The following is a 21,956-nucleotide window of genomic DNA, read 5'->3' on the forward strand; positions in this document are numbered from 1 at the left end:
ACGGCGGTCGGCTCGCGGTTCAGCTGGCTTGCGAAGTTACAACACAGTTATCGAAGGCTGCATCGATGATGGCGAGCTTGACCGCCTGGGCGGTCATGTATTCCTGATAGAACTCGCTCGACACCCACATGACCGAGTGACCGCGCTGGCCCAACCAGCCGACGCTGCCGAGTTCTTCGGCATCGCCCAATTTGCGTGACAGGTGGGTCCGGGAAAGCTTGAGCCAGTTCGCGAAATCTCCGATTGAGACGACACCGGTCGGGATTCGGTCCAGGTCGGCATGATCGGGGTCGACGCCGGACATCAGCCAATCCATGACGATGCCGCCATTGTCGAGCCAGGTGAACAAGGAAAAGGTCTGTCTCGGCTCGCGCACGGCATGCGACGAAAGCAGGCCGTCGGCCACCAGCGGCTGCAGTTTGGCGAGCATGTCCGGTTGTGCGACGAATGCAGCCAGTCGAAATCCGCTGTCCAGGCTGTCCAGCGTTCTGAGATGAGCCATGACCCAGCCGGCAACCGTCTCCAGAGTGCCCGCGGTCGGCTCAAAGGGGCGGATGCGCCCATATTTGATCGGCAGATGCCGGATGAAGCCGTAATGCAGCATCTCCTTCAGGAAGGCGTCGGCGGTGTTGCGGCTGGCCACCGAATGCCGGCAGATGTCGTCCATGAACCGTGCGGACGTAAGTCCCTTGCGATGATCGTCCGGCTCTCGATTGAAATACAAGGCAAGGCCGATATGGGCCATCAGCCAACGTTGTTGGGTGGCGAATACGGAGGCCAGCCGCGGGTTCGCTTCATAGGTCTGGAGAAGCGTCCGCGACTGAGCCTGGACATGGCGACGCAGCGCCGGATGGCGGGCAATGTCTTCAGAAACCAGCGCCATCCCCGCCGAGCCCAACCAAATTTGCAACTGGAAATGCGATCACAATTTCAGCCTTCGCGGGTCGTGTCCAGAGCCGGCGCATCAGGATACGAGCCGAATCCCGCCGGCTGGTAGCTGAATTCCGCCACTTGATCGCCGAAGCTGATCTCGCGAGGCGCTGATCTCGCTGCAGAAGGCTAGCCTGCTCGAACCCGCCAATGATGGCCTCGCCCCGTCCAGCCCGTGCTCCCGCCGATGGCGACGCCGGAACCAACACAAGCTTTGCTCGTTGAAGAACGCTGATTTGGACTGAGACTGTGAGGAACTACAAAATGGAGAATGGCCTTTTCGCCACGCCGCCTGCAGCGTTCCGGAAAACAGAGTCGGTTTGGCTACGGGCGCTCAAATGGCTGTTGCGCCGGGTGCGCAGCGCCTCCGACAGCTCCGGAACCATGTTGAAGCCAATCCTTTCCGGACCTGAGGATGATAGCGGGCCTACTCCGCCTCGACGCGCTTGAGGCTGACCGCGCTGCGATCTTGACGCCAAAAATGACCGCTCACATATCCTTTTAGGGCCGCGCCGCAGCCGACAACCATGACCGCTTCGAAGGCCTGCCACGGCGGCGTGTCCGCCTGATGCAGCAGGCGAGAGCGGCAGTGCCGCGTAACGGCGGGAACCATCGGGCGTGCTTGGCTATTAGATACAGGCGGCTGCTGGTCTGCCGGGCCAGGAGCCATAGCCATGATCATTAATCCCCCACCGGAAAGCGCCATCCCGGCATCCGTTCCGTCGGTCGATCCAAAAGCCGCCCCGACGCCTCGCAATGCCGAAGCGGAGGTCTTTTATATCGAGGCGATCCGCGAGCTTGTCACGACCGGCATCCCCTTTCTCGTCGCCGGCACCTATGCCGTAAGCGCCTATACCGGGATCACCCGCCTGACCAAGGATCTCGATATTTTCTGCAAGGCCGGCGACTGCCCGCGCATCCTCGCCCATTTCAAGCGGATCGGTTACGCCGTCGTGGTCGAGGACGACCGGTGGCTCGGCAAAGTGTTCAAGGGCACGCATTTTTTCGACGTCATTTTCGCCTCGATGAACGGCACAATGCCCGTCGACGACCTGTGGCTGGAGCACGCCCGCCAGGGCGAATTGCTGGGCAGCCAGGTGCGGATCATCGGCCCAACCGAGCTTATCTGGTCCAAAAGTTTCATCCAGGACCGCCGCCGCCACGATGGCGCCGACGTCGCGCACACCATCCTCAAGGCGCACGACCAGATCGATTGGCAAAGGCTGCTTTCCTACATGGAAGTCCATTGGGAAGTCTTGCTGATGCATCTCTTGAACTTCCGATGGATCTATCCGACGGAGCGAGACCGTGTGCCGGCGTGGCTGCTCGACGAATTGCTCGACCGGCTGGCCAAACAGCGCGAACTGCCGCCCTCCCGGATGCGGATCTGCCGCGGGCGCATGCTTTCACGAACCGACTATGAGATCGACGTCAAGGAATGGGGCTTTGCCGACGTCGGCGGTGAAGGAGAATATAGCGATGGCTGACGAACTCAAACCTGCTTCGGCAAAGGCGGAAAACGGCGGCACACTCAAGATCGCCGCCATCGGCGATCTGCATGTCGGCAAGGAGGACCAGGCGTCGTACCGCGATCTTTTCGGCGAGATGTCGCGCGAAGCCCAGGTTCTCGTGCTGACCGGCGACCTTACCAATCTCGGCAAGCCTCGGGAGGCCGAAATCCTTGCCGAGGAACTGCGTGCCTGCACGATCCCGGTCGTCGCCGTACTTGGCAACCACGACTATGAGTCAGGCGCCGTCGAGCAGGTCACCGACATTCTGCGCCAGGCGGGCGTTCATCTGCTCGATGGCGAGGCGACAGAGATTCACGAGGTCGGGTTCGTCGGGGTCAAGGGTTTCGTTGGCGGTTTTGGATCGCGCATGCTCGGCTCCTTCGGCGAACCGGCCATCAAGTCGATGGTGGCGGAAAGCGTGAACGAAGCGATGCGGCTTGAAAACGCGATGCGGCAGGTCCGCGCCAAACGCACGCTTGTCGTTCTTCACTACGCGCCTGTCGTCGAGACGGTCGAAGGCGAGCCGCTGGAGATCTTCCCGTTTCTCGGTTCGTCACGCCTGGCCGAAACAATAGACCGGTTCCAGGTCAGTGCGGTGGTGCATGGTCATGCGCATCGCGGCGCCTACGAGGGCCGTACGCCGGGCGGGGCGTCGGTCTATAACGTTGCCATGCATGTCGCCAAGCCGACTGGCCGCCCCTACGCCATGCTCGAAATCTGACAGGCAGCGCCACTGGCGCAAGCAATCGCCCGTGCACGCTGCAGAACGATCATGGCAATTGCCGGTTAACAGCCATCCGCTTCGGTGGAATGTCGTTTTCATCCGGGTTGGGAACGGGATCCTCGTCGGGGAGCCTGTCGGGGTCCGGCTCACGCACGGGCTTGGGATCGGGGATGGGAGGCGGTGGCACCGGGGTCGGTGTTGGCTCGGGTGTGGGAATAGTGGCCATCGTAATCATCTCCTCTTGGCGCAGAACAACGCAACGGGTCGGCTGGTTCCCGGCTTGCCCGTTTTTGGAACTACACCGTCGCGCCTGCGGGTCAGCCCATCTCCGGATTCGGCTGGCTGCCGCCTGACTTGCTTGACCGCAGCAGCAGCGCCAGCGGAACGAGCAGGGCGGTTGCCACCGCGCAGTAGCGGAAGACATCGACATAGGCGAGCAGCGTGGCCTGGCGAGCGATCAACTGACCAAGCCAGGCGATCGCCTGCTGCTTCGCCTCGACCATTGGCGAACCCTGGGCGACGAAATGCTCGGTCGCCTGCCGAAGCGCCTGCTGATAGGCGGGCGACGACTGCACGGTGTGGCCGACCAGATTCGATTGATGGATCTGGGAGCTTTGCGCAATGACGGTGTTGGACAGCGAGACGCCGATGCTGCCGCCGATATTGCGTGCAACGTTGATCAGCGCAGATGCCTGGTTGGTCTTCTGCGGGGGCAGGCCGACATAGGCCGCGGTCGAGATGGGAATGAACAGGAACGGCAGCCCGACCATCAGGAAAACACGGGCAAAGGCAAAGAAGCGGAAGCTGGCGTCCGGAGTAAGCGAGGTCATATGCCAAAGGGCCACTGCGACCACCGACATGCCCATCATGATCAGATATTTGGGCTGCACGATGCTGCCTACAAATCCGGACACCGGCATCAAGATCAACATGGCGATGCCGCCCGGCATCATCGAAAGGCCCGAGAGCGTCGCGGTGTAGGCAAATGTCGTCTGCTGCAGCTGAGGCACGATCTGGGTGGTGCTGAACAGGATAGCACCGACCGCCATCATGACCAGGAACGCCGTGCCGAACTGGCGCGTGAATAATAGGCGCATGTCGACGACCGGATCGCTGCGACTGAGTTCCCATGGGATAAGCAGCAGGAACGCGATCGCGGAAATCACTGCGAAAGTGGTGATGAAATCCGAGGCGAACCAATCGTAGCGCTGGCCCCGGTCGAGAAAAATCTCCAGGCACCCCAATGCCGTCGCTACCAGGACGAACCCGATCCCGTCGATCTTCAGGCCGCCTTTCAGCCGTTCCTTGCGTTCGCGTTCGAGTACGTCCGGTTCGACCAACAGCCATTGCACCAGGGCCAGCGACAGGATGCCGAACGGCACGTTGATGAAGAAGATCCAGTGCCAGGAGAAATGGTCGGTCAGCCAGCCGCCGATCGTCGGCCCGACCGTCGGTGCCACGATGACGGCAATGCCGTAAAGCGCGAAGGCCTGCGAGCGCTTTTCTGGCGGAAAGGTATCGGCAAGGATCGATTGCTCGCTTGGCGCCATGCCGCCGCCGCCGAGTCCCTGAAGGACCCTGAACAGGATGAGCAGTTCCAGGTTGGGCGCCAGTCCGCACAGCAGCGACGCGACGGTAAAGGTCGCAACGCAGAGCATGTAGTAGCGCTTGCGGCCGATGACGCTTGCCAGCCAGCCGCTGACCGGGATGATCACCGAGTTGGCAACGAGATAGGTGGTAATCACCCAGGTGCTTTCGTCCATTCCGGCCGCCAGGCTGCCGGCGATGTTGCGCAGGGCGACATTGGCGATCGAGGTGTCGAGCACCAGCATGAAAGTGGCGATGGAGACGACGACGGCGATAAGCCAGGGATTGTGCGTCCCGGCGGCGGATCGGCTTTCACCCTGATTTCTGGCGGTTTCGCCGCTCATCGCACCTTGACCGTCGGCACCACCGACAGGCCTGGCCCGAGAAGCACATCCGGCGGCTTGTCGAAGACGATCTTGACCGGCACGCGCTGCACCACCTTGACGTAATTGCCGGTGGCATTTTCGGCCGGCAGGAGGCTGAAGGCGGTGCCGCTGCCGGCCTGAATACTGTCGACGCGACCATGGAAGGACTTGTCCGGGTAGGCGTCGATATCGATGTCGACCGGCTGTCCCTGCCGCATCAGATCGAGCTGCGTCTCCTTGAAATTGGCCTTCACCCAGACCTCGTCGGGAACGAACATCATCAATACCTGGCCAGGTTGGGCGTAGGTGCCGTTAGCCGCAGAAATGCTCGTTGCCCGCCCGGCTGCGGGTGCTGTGATAGTCGTGCGTGACAGCGTCGTGCGGGCTTGCTCCTGGCTGGCCTTGGCCTGCTCGAGCTGCGCCTCGGCACTCCTGGCCTGTGCCTGCAAGACCGAAACCTGGCTTTTTGCCGAGGCGACATTGGCCTCGGCGCTGTCCAGCGCAGCCTGGTCCTGACGCAACGTCGATGCCGCCTGCTGCGCCTGCTGCTGCGTTGCCGTGCCCCTGGCCAGGAGTTCGCGATTGCGTTGATCCTCGGCCTTGGCGAAATCCAGCGCTGCCTTGGCCTGTGCAACCTGCCTCTGGGCAGCGTTTACCTTTGCTTTTTGAGCCTCGATCTGGGCGGCGACATTGACGATTTCGGCCTCGGCCGCGGCGACGCCGGCGTCGGCCTGCTTCAGGTTTGCCTGATAGTCGCTGTCGTCGATACGCAGGAGGACATCGCCCGCCTGTACGTGCTGATTGTCGGTAACCGCCAGCTCGGTAATGCGGCCGGCTATTTGCGCACCGATCGTCACTATGCGCGCATCTATGAAGGCGTCGTCGGTCGATTCGTACTGGCGAGCGTTCAGCCACCAGATCGCGATGCCTGCCACGACGAGCAACAGCGCAAGCGCGATGGCTGCGGCCGCATAGGGATGGCGCCTGAGAAAGCCGAGCAGACCGGCCTTTCGTTGCGAGGCATTCTCGTCGGGTTTTTCCTGCCGGGGCTCTGCCGATCGCTCACGAGATTCTCGAACCGGGGCCGGTTGCTCCCGGGTTTCATTTACAGGCTCGACGTCTTGCTCGACGCGTTGAGGCTTCGTGTCCAACGGAATTGCTTTCAAGATTGATATTGCAGCCGCCGAAGCGGACGCAAAGCCAAACGGCAAGCTTCCGCAAAAGTTCCTGTCCGGAAACGGGTTCGGTTAACGGGTCGACATCGAACACAGGCGGGGGCGCGTCGGAATTCGAGCGCCGCTTCACCGGGCAGGTGATCCGTACGCCTCATGTTGCGGCGGTCCGGCCTTGTCAGCGCTCCATGGCGCGATAATTGCTCATATAGGCGTGGGCGAATTCACCTGTCGACAGGAGCCGACCATGAAACATCAAACACTCGACCAACTGCAGGCCGTCGCGGAAGTTGAGTCCTTCGCGGCGTATCCGGCGATGACTCGAACCCAGCGGATTGAACGTTGGGCGGAACTTCTCGAACAAAACCCGACGCGATGCCTTGGGGCGCTTCCAGGCACCGAATATATGAACAGGGAAGCGCGCGACAGATCGCGTGGCGCTGGGACGCCGCTCACTGTCGCCTTCGAGGATCCGGTTCTGCGTGCCATGGGCCTCAGCGATGATACCTATGGTGAGGCAAAGCGCTTCTTCGAACTGAGCGACCGGCAGTTGCACCAAATCGTCTGCCATTGCCATGTCGGCGCTACGATGCAAGCGAGATGGGCCGCTGCCAGGGTGCGCGGGATAGTTCGCGGCAACAGATTTGTTGCCTGGATGAAGGGCTTGATCGTGCATTGAGGCGGTACGAGGAACGGCGGAACACGCGTTCTTTCCGCGCCGTGGAGAGCGCTTCCGAACTTGGAAGGGCTCGTGCGCCGTCGGGCCGCGCAGATTGTGAAACTCCTCGACGCTTGGCTGCGCCTTGTCGCGGCCATGCGTCCGTCTTTGATGTGAGAATTTGAGCTGGCCCGCCACAGGTGAGAGCCTTCGTCTGACCGGCGGTCGAGCGCCGTCCAGGCCTGCCTGCGCGGCTACTAACGACGAATGATCCTGCGATCGGGGAAGATCCTGCGACCTGGCTAAACTAGCGATCGATTTCTCCGAACACGATGTCGAGCGAGCCGATGATCGCGGCAACATCGGCGATCATATGGCCTCGGGACAGGAAATCCATCGCTTGCAGGTGGGCGAAGGAAGGTGCGCGGATCTTGCATCGGTAGGGAACGTTGCCCCCGTCCGACACGAGGTAGACGCCGAATTCACCCTTCGGCGCCTCGACGGCGGCATAGACTTCACCGCTCGGCACGCGAATGCCTTCGGTATAAAGTTTGAAGTGGTGGATTGTCGCTTCCATCGAGCGCTTCATCGTGGCACGCGGCGGCGGCGTGATCTTGTGGCTCGGAATCGCGACCGGTCCCTGGCCTTCTGGTGAGCGCAACTTTTCCAGACATTGCCGCATGATCCGGACCGACTGGCGCATTTCCTCCATGCGGACGAGATAGCGGTCGTAGCAGTCGCCATGCTTGCCGACTGGGATATCGAAATCCATCTCCGAATAGCATTCGTATGGCTGCGCCTTGCGCAGGTCCCAGGACGCGCCCGATCCGCGCACCATCACGCCGGAAAAGCCCCAGGCCCAGGCATCATCGAGGCCGATCACCCCGACATCGACATTGCGCTGCTTGAAGATGCGGTTCTCGGTCAACAGCTCTTCGAGATTGTCGCAGACCTTGAGGAACGGATCACAGAACTTCCAGATGTCGTCTAGGAGTTCCGGCGGCAGATCCTGATGCACGCCGCCGACCCTGAAATAATTCGCGTGCATGCGGGCGCCGGACGCGCGCTCATAAAAGACCATCAGCTTCTCGCGCTCGGCGAAACCCCAGAGCGGCGGCGTCAGCGCGCCGATGTCCATGGCTTGCGTGGTGACGTTGAGGAGGTGCGATAACAGCCGGCCTATTTCGCAGAAAAGCACGCGGATGAGCTGTCCGCGTTTCGGAACCGATATTTCGAGGAGCTTCTCGGCGGCGAGACAGAATGCATGCTCCTGGTTCATCGGCGCGACGTAGTCGAGCCGGTCGAAATAGGGCAAGGCCTGCAGGTAGTTCTTGTACTCGATGAGCTTTTCGGTGCCGCGATGCAGCAGGCCGATATGGGGATCGGCGCGTTCCACGATCTCGCCGTCGAGTTCAAGCACCAGCCGCAGGACGCCGTGAGCGGAGGGATGTTGTGGCCCGAAATTGATGGTGAAGTTGCGAACTGCAGCCTCGGCCATGACAGTCCTCCGCGATCAAGCCGGCTTTGGTTCCGTGCCGGAGCCGGCTTGTCCGCTTTCAGCCGCTCACGTCGTCGTCTGGATGATCAGCGTCAGCGTGCCGTCGCCGTCGATATTGGCTGCGACGACCTGCGTGGAATTAAGCCCGTTCGCCGCCAGCGCCGATGCCGCCTGCGGCGATGCATCGATCGAACTTTGCAGGATGCGCAAATCCTCGGCGCTGGTCTGGGTGACGACGGCCTCCGCCTGTGCCTTGATTTCAGGAGGCAGATCCTCCATCGCCACGATTGTCACAGCGGTGAAATTCTGGGCGGAGAAGGCTTGGTCAGGTGTAGCCTGATCGGGAGTGGTCCCTTCGGGCGTGGCTTGCTCTGGCAGGGTTTGCGGGGCCGTCGGCGGGACAGGGGCAAGTCCTGGTCCCACGGATTGCGCATAGACCGGCGAGGCAAGGGCCAGTGCCGAAAGTGTGGCAATTGTCGTCGATAGGCGCATGGCCGTTCCTTCCGTTTGCTTAGCGGACGATCAATTCGGTGACGACAAAACCATCGTGTCGAAATATGGTTCCGTGAGCGAGGTGATGTCTTGCCGGAAGCCGTGATTGTCGCGGAAAGCAGGGCGCGAAATCCGGCGTTGCCTGTTTCAGGCAGCGGTGTGGGTGCGATCGGGCTGCGGCCAGCGCTGCAACGCCTCATGGCCCTGGGCGGTCAGTTCGTAGATCCCGCGATCGGTGCGTGCGAACCAGCGATACACATTGTGCAGCAGAATCTTGGGCGCGTTCGGCAGGTTGGGCTTCAAGTCACGCGGCCGCTTTGGGCCGTCGGCGAGTGCTGCGGCGCATGCCAGTGCCTGCTGGCGATAGGCGGTCATGATCGGCGCACGCGAGCCGCCGCCGGCGACAGGATCTCCCTGCCGACGCCGATGTTCGTCAATTAGCTTCGAGCGGCGCCGGGGATCCCGACGCGGAGCCAATGCCGTCGGGCTAAGCAGCACCTGAACTTCGCCGTTCGGTCGCACGCCAAGCAGGCCAAAGCCGAGCCGACGGCAGAGATTGCGGTATCTCACATCGCTCTCACGGCCCTTGCCACGGGCCGACATGCATGCCGCTAGCCAGACCTCGTCGCTCGCCGCCATACGGTCGACGCCCTGGAGGACCAGTTCGAGGTTGAACTTCAGCTTCAGCTCGCAGATGACGACGATCGGTGGAGAGTCGGCACTCAGCGCCAGCAGATCGCAGCCGCCGATCTCGCCCTTGACCATGAAACCCAGGCCTTCCAGGAAGGCCTTGACCGGGCTGTAGAGTGACGTTTCGAGCATGGGCCTTTGTCGGCTGCGAATCATCCCGCCGATCGGCGGTTCAGCGCGATGATCGCTCCTTGCCGTTGAACAGGAGGTAAACGACGGCCAAACAAGTGGTCAGAGCCGTGCCATGGCCGCTTGCCAATTTGGTATGCTGGTATAATGTGTACCTGAGATAGCATGCTCCGCGTAGCTGCGCTGTGCTGGACATCCGGGCGCCCGAGACATCGTCCATGGCATCGTCATTTGAGCGGCGGCTCCCCTGCGTTCTCTAATCCGCCAACCGGCGGCAATGTGCATACAAGTCAATGGGATGACGATCGGCAGGGCCATCGTTGGAATTCAGGAGTAACGGACACATGACAACGATTGCGCTGTTTGGTGCGGGCGGCAAAATGGGTTACCGTCTGTCGACCAATTTTCGCGGATCTCCCTATACGATACGCCATGTCGAGGTCAGCGACGCCGGCCGCGAGCGGCTTAAGTCGGGCCTCGGCATCGATGCCGTCAGCGCCGATGAGGCGCTTGATGGCGCCGATGTGGTGATCCTGGCGGTGCCGGACACGCATATCGGCAAGGTCGCGGCGAACATCGAAAGCAAGCTTGCATCAGGCACGATGGTCGTCGTGCTCGACGCCGCGGCACCTTTCGCCGGGCATTTGCCGAAGCGGCCGGACCTGACGTATTTCGTCACCCACCCGTGCCATCCGCCGATCTTCAACGACGAGACCGACATGGCGGCGAAGAAGGACTATTTCGGCGGCGTCAAGGCCAAGCAACACATGGTCAGCGCCTTGATGCAGGGACCCGAGGAAGATTTCGCCAAGGGTGAGGCGATCGCCAAGATCATCTGGGCCCCGGTCATGCGCTCGCATCGCGTCACCGTCGATCAGATGGCGCTGCTCGAGCCCGGCCTTTCGGAAACGGTATGCGCTTCGCTGCTCGTCGTCATGAAGGAGGCCGTTGACGAGGTGGTGGCGCGCGGGGTCGACAAGCAGGCGGCGCTCGACTTCCTGCTTGGTCATATGAACGTGCTTGGCGCCGTCATCTTCGGCGAGACCAAAGGCGTGTTCTCCGACGCCTGCAACAAGGCGATAGAGTTCGGCAAGCCGGTGCTGATGCGCGACGACTGGAAGCGGGTGTTCGAGCCGGAGGAGATTGCCGCGAGCATTCAGCGCATCACTTGAGGGCAGCGACGCGTTCTCCGGAACATGTCACCTGAAATTGTCATTGACTCATTATACCAGTTGGCTTAGCTGTTCGATGGATCGGACCGTCAAGCTTCGCAGCAGGATCAGGCGCTGGATGAGTGGAGGATAGGGGGAGCGATCCGTCGAGGTGAAGCCGGCCAAGGGCTTGTGAATCTGACGCGACCCGCCGCCTACGGCCGGCTAACGAAATCGAATGCATATAGCCTTGGGATAAGGCACGGATTTTCAACGGGAGGAATACATGAGACTGACACGCAGAATGACGCTTGCGGCTTTTGCCGGCATGCTGGCGCTTGGCACCGCCGCACCCGCCTATGCGGCGGATTTGATCGCCATCATCACGCCCTCGCATGACAATCCGTTCTTCAAGGCGGAAGCTGTCGGCGCGGAGGCGAAGGCCAAGGAACTCGGCTACGAGGCGTTGGTGCTCGTCCATGACGACGACGCCAACAAGCAGTCCGAATTGATCGACACGGCGATTGGCCGCGGCGCCAAGGCGATCATCCTCGACAATGCCGGCGCCGACGCCACCGTCGCCGCGGTGCAGAAGGCCAAGGACGCAGGCGTTCCTTCCTTCCTGATCGATCGCGAGATCAATGCCACCGGCGTTGCCGTCGCGCAGATCGTCTCCAACAATTATCAGGGCGCCCAGCTCGGCGCGCAGGAATTCGTCAAGCTGATGGGCGAGAAGGGTAATTTCGTCGAGCTCGTCGGCAAGGAATCCGACACCAATGCCGGCATCCGCTCCAAGGGTTACCACGACGTCATCGACGACTATCCGGACCTGAAGATGGTGGCGCAGCAGTCGGCCAATTGGAGCCAGACCGAGGCCTATTCAAAGATGGAATCGATCCTCCAGGCCAATCCCGATATCAAGGGCGTGATCTCCGGCAACGACACGATGGCGATGGGCGCTCATGCGGCACTTGCCGCTGCCGGCCGCAAGGACGTCATCGTCGTCGGCTTCGACGGGTCGAACGACGTGCGCGACTCGATCACCTCCGGCGGCATCAAGGCGACAGTCCTGCAGCCGGCCTTCGCGCAGGCGCAGATGGCGGTCGAGCAGGCCAACGACTTCATCAAGAGCAAGAAGTCTCCGGCCGAGGAAAAGCAGTTGATGGACTGCGTCCTGGTCAATGGCGACAATGCCGCCAAGCTGGAGACGTTCGCGCTCACCAACTGAGCCGGCGTAACATCAAGCAGCAAGGGACGAGCCTCCGGTTCGTCCCTTGCTTCCATTTCGCCCTTGCCTCCATTTCTCTGGGTGCTCCTGACCGCCATGCCGAACGAGCCGACATGTTCAACACGCTGACCCGGCCGATCCTTGTCGCGTTGTTCCTCGCAGCAATAGGCAGCCTGACCGCCTGCAAGATCCTGCCGACGCCGTCGGCGGAAAACGGCGGCACTGGCTCCGCATTCGATCCCGACAAGATGGTCGCGGACATCTGGGCGGCGAAAGTCATACCCTATCTGCAGCAGAAGGCCGGGCCGTTTGCCGAGGTTCACACCTTGGCCAAGACCGATCCCGCCGCTGCCGGCGCCAAATACGGCAACCCGAAGAAGCAGGCGAATTCGCCATGGACCTTCGCCGTTCGGCTCGAGGGCAAGGTCGTGGCAGCCAACACACAGTCACGCGCGGCGACGATGGACGTCGATGCCGACGGCGACGGCAAGGCGGACGCGCGGGTGCAGATCGGACCCGCAATGCGCGGAACCGCGCTACGCGACAGCCTCGACTTCATCCAGTTCAACGATTTCACCAACCAGATCGACTTCGCCCAGTTCGGCAAGGCTTTCAACGCCTATGCCGACAAGACCGTGCTTTCCAAGCTGCCGCGCGAGGCACTCGAGGGCCGCAGCGTCGAGGTACTTGGCGCCTATACGCCGGGCAGTGGCCAGGACCTGCCGCTGGTGACGCCGGCGGAGGCAAAGATCGGGCCGAAGTCATGAGCGGCGATCAAGATGTCATCCTGAAGCTGGAGGACGTCTCGAAAGTCTATTCCGGCACCGTCGCGGTCAAGCGGGCGAATTTCGAGGTGCGCAAAGGCGCGGTCAACGTGCTGGTCGGCGAAAACGGAGCCGGCAAATCGACGCTGATGAAGATCATCGCCGGCGTCGAGCAACCGACGCTCGGGCGCATCCTGCTGGACGGCGAGGAGGTTTCATTCTCGTCTTCCGGTGATGCCGTGAGCCGCGGCATCGGCATGGTTTTCCAGGAGCTGAATCTGTTCGGCAATCTGACTGTCGCCGAAAATATTTTCGCCACCCGCGAGATCACCAACCGCTTCCGCAAGATCGACCGCAAGGAGCAGGAGCGCCGCGCGGCGGAGTTCCTTGAACGCCTGGAAGCCGGCATCCGGCCCGACATGCTGGTCGAGGATCTGCGCATCGGCCAGCAGCAGCTGGTCGAGATCGCCAAGGCGGTTTCGCTCGATGCGCGCATCCTGATCATGGATGAACCGACCTCGGCGCTCAGCGCGGCGGAAGTCGAGATCCTGTTCAAGGTGATTGCCGACCTCAAGGCACGCGGCGTGGCAATCGTCTACATCTCGCACCGGCTCGAGGAACTGATCCGCATCGGCGACACCATCACGGTGCTGCGCGACGGCCGCATCACCGGCCAGGCGGAGATGAAAGACGTCGACACCCAGTGGATCGTGCGGCAGATGATCGGCTCGGATGCCAAGGACTTCGCCAAGGCCGACGGCCATGTGCCGGGCGAGGAAATATTCCGCGCCGAGGACATCTGCCTGCCGCGCGTCACCGGCGGGCTTGCGGTCGATCACGTCTCGCTGTCGCTGCGCGCCGGCGAAATTCTCGGCATCTATGGCCTGATGGGCGCTGGACGCAGCGAGCTGTTCGACTGCATCATGGGCCGCCACGGCCATTCGACGGGCACGATATTCATTGCCGGCAAAAAAGTGCACGAGCGCGACACGACGCGGCGCATCCGGCGCGGCCTGGCGCTGATCCCCGAAGACCGCCAGCGCGAAGGGCTGGTGTCGATCCTCTCCGTCGCCAGCAATCTGACGCTGGCCAGCCTGTCGCGGTTCGTGCGCCTGTTCCACATTCGTGGTGCCGCCGAACGACAGGCGGTGGCCCGGACGGTGCGCGAACTGGCGATCAAGGTCGCCGATCCGGCGCAGGAAGTCTCGTCGCTGTCAGGCGGCAACCAGCAGAAGGTGGTGATCGGCAAGGCGCTGCTCACCGGGCCGAAGGTGCTGTTGATGGACGAGCCCAGCCGCGGCATCGACGTCGGCGCCAAGGCCGACGTGTTCCGCACCATGCGCAAGCTGTCGCGCGACGGCCTGGGGATTCTGTTTGCCACCTCCGATCTCGACGAAGTGATGGCGTTGTCCGACCGCATCGCGGTGATGAGCAATGGAAAACTGACCGGCATGTTCGACCGCGCCGAGGCGACGGAGGCCGCACTCGTCGCTGCCTCCGCCTTCGGCCACGGACCGGTCCCGCACGGAGAGCAAGACGCATGACTGACATCCCAGCCAAGGCGGCGGTCAACTCCATGTCGGGCGGCTCGGTCCTGCTGACGCTGATGAAGGCGAGGACGTTCATCGCGCTGATCGCCGTGCTGTTATTCTTCTCGATAGCCGCCCCCAATTTCCTATCGGCCGCCAATCTTATCCTGATGTCGAAGCATGTGGCGCTGAACGCATTCCTCGCAATGGGCATGACCTTCGTCATCATCACCGGCGGCATCGACCTGTCGGTCGGCTCGATCGTCGGCCTGTGCGGCATGGTGGCCGGCTATCTCGTGCTCAACGGCATCGACCTGCAGGTCGGCTATATCATCTATTTCAACGTCTTGGAGATCGCGCTGATCACGCTTGCCGTCGGCATATTGATCGGCGCCGTCAACGGCTTGCTGATCACCAGGCTCAACGTTGCGCCGTTCATCGCCACGCTCGGCGTGCTCTATGTCGCGCGCGGCCTGGCGCTGCTGTCGTCCGACGGCCGTACTTTCCCCAATCTCGTCGGCAAGCCGGAGCTCGGCACCACCGGATTCGGCTTTCTCGGCGCCGGCCGGTTGCTCGGCCTGCCGGTCGCGCTCTGGATTTTGCTCGTCGTTGCGCTAGGGGCGGCCTATCTCGCCAAATACACCCCGCTCGGCCGCCACATCTTCGCGGTTGGTGGCAATGAACGGGCGGCGCGGATTTCGGGCGTCCGCGTCAATATGGTGAAGATGTTCGTCTACATGTTCTCCGGCTTCTGCGCGGCGATCGTCGGGCTGATCATCTCGTCCGAACTAATGGCCTCGCATCCGGCGACCGGAGAGAGCTTCGAGCTCAACGCCATTGCCGCGGCGGTGCTCGGCGGCACCTCGATGTCGGGCGGTCGCGGCACGATCGGCGGCACCATTGTCGGCGCCTTCGTAATCGGCATCCTTTCGGACGGGCTGGTGATGATGGGAGTGAGTTCGTTCTGGCAGATGGTGATCAAGGGCCTCGTCATCATCGTCGCCGTCGTCGTCGACCAGGCACAGCGCCGGCTGCAGAGCCGTGTCACGCTGATGCAGATGGCAAAGGCCGGCTGACATGGCGGAACTGCGTGGAGCGCTGATCGGCTGCGGCTTCTTTGCCATCAACCAGATGCATGCCTGGCGCGACATAGAGGGCGCCTCGATCACCGCCATCTGCGACCGCGATCCGGACCGGCTACGGATCATTGGCGACCAGTTCGGGGTCGCACGGCGCTATACCGACGCGGCGGCGCTGTTTGCCGGCGAAAGGCTGGATTTCGTCGACATCGCCACCACCGCACCAAGCCACAGAATGCTCGTGGAGATGGCGGCGCAGCACGGCGTTTCGGCAATCTGCCAAAAACCGTTTGCGCCGACGCTTGCCGACGCCAAGGCGATGGTAAAGGCCTGTGCTGACGCCGGCGTGCCGCTGATGGTGCATGAGAATTTTCGCTGGCAGTCTCCGATCCAGGCGGTGCGTACCGTGCTCGACAGCGGCGAAATCGGCACCCCCTTTTTCGGACGGATCTCGTTTCGCTCTGCCTATGACGTGTTTTCCGGCCAGCCTTATCTGGCGACGGGAAAGCGCTTCATCATCGAGGATCTGGGTATCCACATCCTCGACATCGCCCGCTTCCTGCTGGGCGACGTCTCGACCGTCACTGCGCGAACGGCGCGCATCAATCCCGGCATTGCCGGCGAGGACGTTGCGACGATGCTGATGGACCACACGGGCGGCGCCACTTCCGTGGTCGACTGCAGCTACGCGAGCAAGCTCGCTACCGAGCCGTTTCCGGAGACGCTGATCGAGATCGACGGCAGCGACGGCACGATCCGGCTAGCGCAGGGCTACCGCCTCACCGTCACCGGCAGGAGCGGGACAGCCGTGAGCGACGTCTCGCCACCGCTGCTGGCCTGGGCATCACGGCCGTGGCACAACATCCAGGAAAGCGTCGTCGCCATTCAAAAGCATTGGGTCGATTGCCTGACCAAGGGAACCGAGCCCGCGACCTCGGGCGCGGACAACCTCAAGACACTAGCGCTGGTCGAGGCTGCGTACGCTGGCGCCGCAAGCCGGGAGCCGGTGCAACTCGACGCCTTGCTGAAATGACAGCCGACGCCTTCCTCCTCTACGGCACACGTGCCGTTGAAGCCGAACCGGTCAGGCTGCGCGCCGGCGCGCTGACGGCGGACTTCGTCAACGGCAATCTGCGCACCATCCGGCATGGCGGCACCGAGGTTCTGCGCGCCGTCGCCTTCATCGTCAGGGATCGCGACTGGGGCACCTACGAGCCGGCGCTCACCGATTTAATCATCGACCAGGGCGATGACGCTTTCTTCGTCAGCTATTCGGCAGGTTGTTTCGGACCAGAGGGAAGCCGGCTCGACTTCCGTGCGACCATCAAGGGCTCGGCCGATGGCCAGCTGATCTTCGACGTGAGCGCTCTTCCCGACAACGATTTCGAGACCAATCGCTGCGGCTTCTGCATCCTGCATCCAATTGCCGGGCTGGCCGGCAGCCCGGTCACGGTCGAGCATACCGATGGCAGCGTGGTCGCGACGCGGCTTCCGGAGCTGATCGAACCCTGGCAGCCTTTCAAGGATCTGCGGGCGATCACCTATGAGGTCCGGCCAGGCGTCACCGCCGAATGCCGGATGCAAGGCGACATTTTCGAGATGGAGGACCAGCGCAACTGGTCGGATGCCTCCTACAAGACCTATGTCCGGCCGCTCGCGCTGCCATGGCCCTATGTGCTGCCTGCCGGCAAGACCTTCCGCCAGACCACTAGTTTGCGGATAGAGGGTCGCGGGAAAGTGCCGGCCGCTGCGGCAATCGCGGAACCAATTCGCGTCACGCTCGGCCAAGCCGGACCGGCGCTGCCGGATGTTGGCGTGATCATCTACCCGGATGAGGTCGAGGCGGCGCTGGGCAAGCTGCCGATGCTGTGCGAGCTTGGTCCGCAGCAATTGATGTTCCACTACGACCCGACGCGTGGCCATGGGCTCGACACCTTGCGATCCTACGCCCGGCTCGCCGCCGCCTATCCGGTCCGGACAACGCTCGAATGTGTCATTGCCGGCGACGGCGATCTCGACGCCGAGCTTTCAGGCGTCGCCGACAGGGTGCGCCAGGCCGGGCTCAAGCTTTCGGCCATTGCCGTCTCGCCCTCGGTCGACCGGCAGTCGACGCCACCGGGCAGCGCGTGGCCGCACTGCCCGCCGCTCGAAGACGTCTACGCCGCGGCGCGGCGCTCCTTTCCCGACAGCCGCCTCGGCGGCGGCATGTTCAGCTATTTCACCGAACTCAATCGCAAGCGTGTGCCGGCCGACCCGCTCGATTTCGTCACGCATTGCACCTGCCCGATCGTGCACGCCGCCGACGATCTCAGCGTCATGCAATCGCTGGAAGCATTGCCTTTCATCACGGCGTCAGTACGAACGATCTTCGGAACAATACCTTATCGGGTCGGGCCGTCGACCATTGCCATGCGCCAGAACCCTTATGGCGGCGCGACCAAGGCCAATCCCGACAATCAGCGCATTGCCATGGCCGACCGCGACCCTCGCCATGCCGGGCTGTTCGGGGCCGCATGGACGATCGGCTATGCGGCGCGCGTCGCGCCGGCCGGGCTCGAAATGCTGACGCTCTGCAGCTTCACCGGACCACTCGGCGTGCTGGCCTCGTCGGGCGAACCTGTCAAAGAAGGTACACCCCGGCCGATTTTCCACGCGGTGAAAGGACTTTGCGATCTGGCCGGCCATGCGCATGTGGCGGCGACAACGACCGATGAGACGCGGGTGCTGGCACTGGCCGGCCACTCCCAGACAGGCAAGATCATCGTCTGGCTGGCGAACCTTACTCCGGACGACCTTCCAGTCGATGTTTCCGGGCTCGGTTCCGATCAGGGTTTTCTGAATATCTGGGATGGACGAACGTCACGCCAGATTCAGCGCGACGCGTCGGGCCGAGACCGTCTTGTCATGACGCCCTACGCAATCGTCCGGATTGGCTGAAGTCACGCCGGGGTTCATGAATCGCCGCAGTTCCGCAGCGGTTGCCCGTAGCCGCAGCACTTCCGCTGCCGACTTGTCACCGGACTTGCTTTCGAAACTCGCCTGGTGCCATTCCAGTTGTCTTGGAAAAAAGACGGCTGAACGAAGCGACGTCCTGATATCCCACCCGATAGCAGATTTCTGAGACGCTCAGTTTCGTTTCCTCAAGCATGGACCTTGCCAACTCCAGCCGCCTTTCCTGGATCCATTTTCCCGGCGTTGTCTGGAGCTCGTCGAAAAACCTGCGAGACAGGGTTCGCGAAGACATTGCCAATTCGGTTGCAAGAAATTTCAAATCGATTTCTGACATCTTGTCTTTCGAGAGCTCGCGCAGCTTGTTCTCGAATGGGCTGGCGTCGTTCGAAATTTTGTCGAGAGGAAATTCGTAGGGACTCTGGAATTTGCGCGGCGGAGGAAGAACCAGAAGTTTTCGAATGATCCGTTCTTCCTTCTCGAAGCCCAGATCGATCAGCAAAGCCCTGGCGAGTTCGAGTCCGGAAAACCCGCCTCCACATGTGTAAAGGCGGTCCTGGCGAATGAGCAGGCGGGAAGCGTCCCATCGCACTTGCGGAAACCGGCGGCTTGCCTCGTTCTTCAGCCACCAGGATATCGTTGCGCGCTTGCCGTCCAACAATCCCGAAGTGGCGAGCAGATAACACGCGCCGCAATGTGCTGCGATGATTGCGTCCTGCTGCTGCGCGAGCGCGATCAGCGGTTTTGAATGCTCACTCTCCTCGTCGAGCGAGCGCAGAAGCTCCGGAATCTCGACACCCGGCATGGCAATGAGAATCAGGACATCCATTTTCCGGGATGGTTGAGCCTTTGTCGGGAAGGAAATTCCGGTGCTCGATGCCGACGGCGCGCTCCTTGAAACGAACTCACAGGAGAGAACCTGCGAACGGCAGACGTCATTCACAAGCTGAAACATTTCCACGAGCGTCGAGACGACGGCCGAATAGAAATTCGACGGCAGCCAGATCACAACGTGGAGGCCCCTGTCAGCCATTGCGGTACTCCAGTGTCGTTCTCGGGTGGCAAGCCTAGCATAGTCTTTGCAAGAATTGCCAGTCCCAGAACAAGCTGGGCGCCTCCAGGAGGGCCTATGCGGGCTTGCTGACGAAAGCGGGCCGCGGAAATCCATGGCTGGGAAGATGCAAATGCCGAAATCGTTGAATGAAAACACGCGGCACACACATACATCGGATTCAGACGCAACAGAAAACTGCGTCGGTCCGGGCTCAGGCTGATCTGTGGTCAGTCAGTAGGCCGAGAGCAAGGTGCCGGCCGCTGCGGTCGGGACCTTGCTCTTGATTTTCAGCTGCCGGAGTTCATCACGTAAAGCGCACGCGAGCGTTCGAGGTGCTTGATCATCGCCTTCTCGGCGCCATCCGCATCCTTGGCCTCGATGCGTCCGATGATCTCTTCGTGCTCGGTCAGCGTGAACTTTTCCTTGCCGGTCCAGATCAGCATTTCGGTGTGGTATTCCTTTAGCCAGCCAAGCATTGCGTCGCTGACGGCGACATAGATCGGGTTGCCGGATATTGCCGCGATCTGGGTGTGGAATTTCATGTCGGCGGATATAAAGGCTTCCGAGTCGCCACGATGGCTGCGTTGCTCGGCAACCGTTGCCCGCAACCGCTGCACGTCCTCGCCGGTTGCCTTCTCCGCGGCTTCCCTGACCATGCCGCGCTCGAAGAAGATACGCGCGTTCTTGAGGTGCTCCAGCGTGTCCTTCGACGACGACAGGATGATCTTGGCGGCGCCGTCGACCTGTTTGATGATCGACTTGGCGGTCAGCTGCAGCACTTTCGCCCGCTCGCCATGCGAGATCGCGACGAGGCCCATATTGCTCAACGCCTGCATTGCCTCGCGGATCGCCGGCCTGCCGACCTCGAAGCGCTCCATCAATTCGCGCTCCGACGGCATGTCGTCACCCGGCAGCAATTCGCCGCTGGTGATCAGGCGCTTCAGTCTCAAGAATACTTCGTCGGAAAGCTTGCGCCGGACGATCGGCTCCGAACGGTTCATCGTCGCGAATCACTCCTTTGACCGCCCCTATCTAGCATTTCCGCCGTGAATTCCGGAACGCCTGCTGCCGGCTCGCCGTTACCGCCAAGTCGGATAGGGCTTGCAAAGCTTATGTACTCATTATACCAGATTTCAAGGGCCAAGGAACCTTTTTCGAACCACCCCGGCAGGCCGCGCGAATATGATTGTTCTCACCTATCGCATCGAAACGCCGGGCAATATCGAGGCGCTGGCGGCCAAGATCGCAAGCGACCAGTCGACCGGAACCTTCGTCGCGCTGGCCGGCGAGACCGAAGAGCTCAAGGCCAGGGTCGCAGCGCGAGTCCTGGCGATACGGCATCTGCCGGATGCGGATCGGCCGTCTCTTCCCGAAACCGGTCCCGAAGCGCGCAACGGCCCGGTCAAGCGCGCCGACGTCGACATCGCGTTTCCGCTGGACGCCATCGGTACCGACTTGTCGGCGTTGATGACCATCACCATCGGCGGCACCTTTTCGATCAAGGGCCTGTCCGGTATCCGGGTCGTCGACATGAGGCTACCAGAGGAGTACCGGCGCGCGCATCCGGGCCCGCAATTCGGCGTCACGGGCAGCCGCAGGCTGACCGGTGTCGCGGATCGTCCGATCATCGGGACCATCGTCAAGCCGGCGCTGGGGCTCCGCCCGCCCGAGACGGCCGCAATGGTGCAGGAGCTGATTGCCGCCGGCGTCGACTTCATCAAGGACGACGAGAAGCTGATGAGCCCGGCCTATTCGCCGCTGTCGGAGCGGGTGAGGGCAATCATGCCGCTGATCCTCGACCACGAGCAGAAGACCGGTAAGAAGGTCATGTATGCCTTCGGCATTTCACATGCCGATCCCGACGAGATGATGCGAAACCACGATCTGGTGGCAAAGGCCGGCGGCAATTGCGCGGTGGTCAATATCAATTCGATCGGTTTCGGCGGCATGGCTTACCTTCGAAAACGCTCCAGCCTTGTGCTCCATGCCCACCGCAATGGCTGGGACATTCTCACCCGTCATCCCGGCCTTGGCATGGATTTCAAGGTCTGGCAGCAGTTCTGGCGGCTGCTCGGCGTCGACCAGTTCCAGATCAACGGCATCGCCTCAAAATACTGGGAACCCGACTGGTCCTTCGTCGAATCCTTCAAGGCGGTGACCACGCCGATCTTTTCGCCGGCCGATTGCGCATTGCCGGTCGCCGGCTCCGGCCAGTGGGGCGGGCAGGCGCCTGAAACCTTCCAGCGAACCGGCCGGACGGTCGATCTTCTCTATCTCTGCGGCGGTGGCATCGTCAGCCACCCGGACGGGCCGGGCGCCGGCGTGCGCGCCGTGCAGCAGGCCTGGCAGGCGGCGGTCCAGGACATTTCGTTGGCGGATTATGCTTTGAGCCATGTCGAGCTGGCGCGGTCGATCGAGAAGTTCGGCGGCGGCGAGGCGGCCTGAC

19 protein-coding genes are annotated in these 21,956 nt (G+C 62.1%); 11 read left to right on the forward strand and 8 right to left on the reverse strand.

Features of this window, described 5'->3' with window-relative positions; all coding sequences use genetic code 11:
* Window positions 1–19: 19 nt before the first annotated feature.
* A complete protein-coding gene (locus NKI41_RS09060) occupies window positions 20–883 on the reverse strand; it encodes a hypothetical protein (protein ID WP_352682578.1) in 864 nt (287 codons plus the stop codon).
* A 721-nt stretch (window positions 884–1,604) separates the two neighbouring features.
* Here NKI41_RS09060 and NKI41_RS09065 point away from each other — a divergent pair.
* Complete coding sequence (locus NKI41_RS09065; protein WP_352539322.1) at window positions 1,605–2,417, forward strand: nucleotidyltransferase family protein; 813 nt, start codon at window positions 1,605–1,607, stop codon at window positions 2,415–2,417.
* A complete protein-coding gene (locus NKI41_RS09070) occupies window positions 2,410–3,162 on the forward strand; it encodes a metallophosphoesterase family protein (protein WP_352469581.1) in 753 nt (250 codons plus the stop codon). Before NKI41_RS09065 ends, NKI41_RS09070 begins: the two co-directional genes overlap by 8 nt.
* 320 nt (window positions 3,163–3,482) lie before the next feature.
* Here NKI41_RS09070 and NKI41_RS09075 read toward each other — a convergent pair whose 3' ends face one another.
* Entirely contained in the window at window positions 3,483–5,096 is a 1,614-nt protein-coding gene (locus NKI41_RS09075; protein WP_352539321.1) for a DHA2 family efflux MFS transporter permease subunit, read from the reverse strand.
* Window positions 5,093–6,268 carry an HlyD family secretion protein gene (locus NKI41_RS09080; protein ID WP_352682580.1) on the reverse strand — a complete coding sequence of 392 codons (1,176 nt, stop codon included), beginning with the start codon at window positions 6,266–6,268 and terminating at the stop codon, window positions 5,093–5,095. Before NKI41_RS09080 ends, NKI41_RS09075 begins: the two co-directional genes overlap by 4 nt.
* A gap of 268 nt (window positions 6,269–6,536) precedes the next feature.
* Between NKI41_RS09080 and NKI41_RS09085 the strand changes: the two genes are divergently transcribed.
* Window positions 6,537–6,968 (forward strand): hypothetical protein, encoded by a 432-nt coding sequence (locus NKI41_RS09085; RefSeq protein ID WP_023675469.1) that lies wholly within the window; start codon window positions 6,537–6,539, stop codon window positions 6,966–6,968.
* Window positions 6,969–7,254: 286 nt separating this feature from the next.
* Here NKI41_RS09085 and NKI41_RS09090 read toward each other — a convergent pair whose 3' ends face one another.
* The 3 genes from NKI41_RS09090 to NKI41_RS09100 all read right to left on the reverse strand — a co-directional run bounded on the left by NKI41_RS09090 (window position 7,255) and on the right by NKI41_RS09100 (window position 9,759).
* A complete protein-coding gene (locus NKI41_RS09090) occupies window positions 7,255–8,445 on the reverse strand; it encodes an NADH-quinone oxidoreductase subunit D (protein WP_352501918.1) in 1,191 nt (396 codons plus the stop codon).
* Between the two features lie 66 nt (window positions 8,446–8,511).
* Window positions 8,512–8,937: a hypothetical protein gene (locus NKI41_RS09095; RefSeq protein WP_352682582.1), complete on the reverse strand. Its 426-nt coding sequence runs from the start codon at window positions 8,935–8,937 to the stop codon at window positions 8,512–8,514.
* 147 nt (window positions 8,938–9,084) lie between these two features.
* A complete protein-coding gene (locus tag NKI41_RS09100) occupies window positions 9,085–9,759 on the reverse strand; it encodes a DUF2161 domain-containing phosphodiesterase (RefSeq protein WP_352682584.1) in 675 nt (224 codons plus the stop codon).
* Between the two features lie 341 nt (window positions 9,760–10,100).
* Here NKI41_RS09100 and NKI41_RS09105 point away from each other — a divergent pair, with 341 nt between their 5' ends.
* The 7 genes from NKI41_RS09105 (at window position 10,101) to apnL (ending at window position 18,444) form a co-directional block, all read left to right on the forward strand.
* A complete protein-coding gene (locus NKI41_RS09105) occupies window positions 10,101–10,928 on the forward strand; it encodes a phosphogluconate dehydrogenase C-terminal domain-containing protein (RefSeq protein WP_352469587.1) in 828 nt (275 codons plus the stop codon).
* A 265-nt stretch (window positions 10,929–11,193) separates the two neighbouring features.
* A complete protein-coding gene (locus tag NKI41_RS09110; protein ID WP_352682586.1) occupies window positions 11,194–12,135 on the forward strand; it encodes a D-ribose ABC transporter substrate-binding protein in 942 nt (313 codons plus the stop codon).
* A gap of 113 nt (window positions 12,136–12,248) precedes the next feature.
* Window positions 12,249–12,902 (forward strand): DUF2291 family protein, encoded by a 654-nt coding sequence (locus NKI41_RS09115; RefSeq protein ID WP_352682588.1) that lies wholly within the window; start codon window positions 12,249–12,251, stop codon window positions 12,900–12,902.
* Window positions 12,899–14,443 carry a sugar ABC transporter ATP-binding protein gene (locus NKI41_RS09120; protein WP_352469590.1) on the forward strand — a complete coding sequence of 515 codons (1,545 nt, stop codon included), beginning with the start codon at window positions 12,899–12,901 and terminating at the stop codon, window positions 14,441–14,443. Before NKI41_RS09115 ends, NKI41_RS09120 begins: the two co-directional genes overlap by 4 nt.
* Window positions 14,440–15,504, forward strand: a complete 1,065-nt coding sequence (locus tag NKI41_RS09125; RefSeq protein WP_352682590.1) for an ABC transporter permease — start codon at window positions 14,440–14,442, stop codon at window positions 15,502–15,504. Before NKI41_RS09120 ends, NKI41_RS09125 begins: the two co-directional genes overlap by 4 nt.
* A 1-nt stretch (window position 15,505) precedes the next feature.
* Window positions 15,506–16,540: a Gfo/Idh/MocA family protein gene (locus tag NKI41_RS09130; protein ID WP_352682593.1), complete on the forward strand. Its 1,035-nt coding sequence runs from the start codon at window positions 15,506–15,508 to the stop codon at window positions 16,538–16,540.
* Window positions 16,537–18,444, forward strand: a complete 1,908-nt coding sequence (gene apnL / locus NKI41_RS09135) for a D-apionate lactonase (protein WP_352682595.1) — start codon at window positions 16,537–16,539, stop codon at window positions 18,442–18,444. The genes NKI41_RS09130 and apnL overlap by 4 nt, the downstream gene beginning before the upstream one ends.
* A gap of 76 nt (window positions 18,445–18,520) precedes the next feature.
* Here apnL and NKI41_RS09140 read toward each other — a convergent pair whose 3' ends face one another.
* Together NKI41_RS09140 and NKI41_RS09145 are read right to left on the reverse strand one after the other, a co-directional pair.
* Window positions 18,521–19,489, reverse strand: coding sequence for a GlxA family transcriptional regulator (locus tag NKI41_RS09140; protein ID WP_352469593.1), 969 nt, complete (start codon window positions 19,487–19,489; stop codon window positions 18,521–18,523).
* Between the two features lie 308 nt (window positions 19,490–19,797).
* Window positions 19,798–20,511 carry a transcriptional regulator NanR gene (locus NKI41_RS09145; RefSeq protein ID WP_352682597.1) on the reverse strand — a complete coding sequence of 238 codons (714 nt, stop codon included), beginning with the start codon at window positions 20,509–20,511 and terminating at the stop codon, window positions 19,798–19,800.
* 181 nt (window positions 20,512–20,692) lie between these two features.
* Here NKI41_RS09145 and oiaX point away from each other — a divergent pair, with 181 nt between their 5' ends.
* Window positions 20,693–21,955, forward strand: a complete 1,263-nt coding sequence (gene oiaX, locus NKI41_RS09150; RefSeq protein WP_352539313.1) for a 3-oxo-isoapionate-4-phosphate decarboxylase OiaX — start codon at window positions 20,693–20,695, stop codon at window positions 21,953–21,955.
* The last annotated feature ends 1 nt before the right edge of the window (window position 21,956 follow it).

It is taken from the genome of Mesorhizobium sp. M0601 (genome assembly GCF_040320845.1).
In the GTDB taxonomy this organism is placed as follows: domain Bacteria; phylum Pseudomonadota; class Alphaproteobacteria; order Rhizobiales; family Rhizobiaceae; genus Mesorhizobium.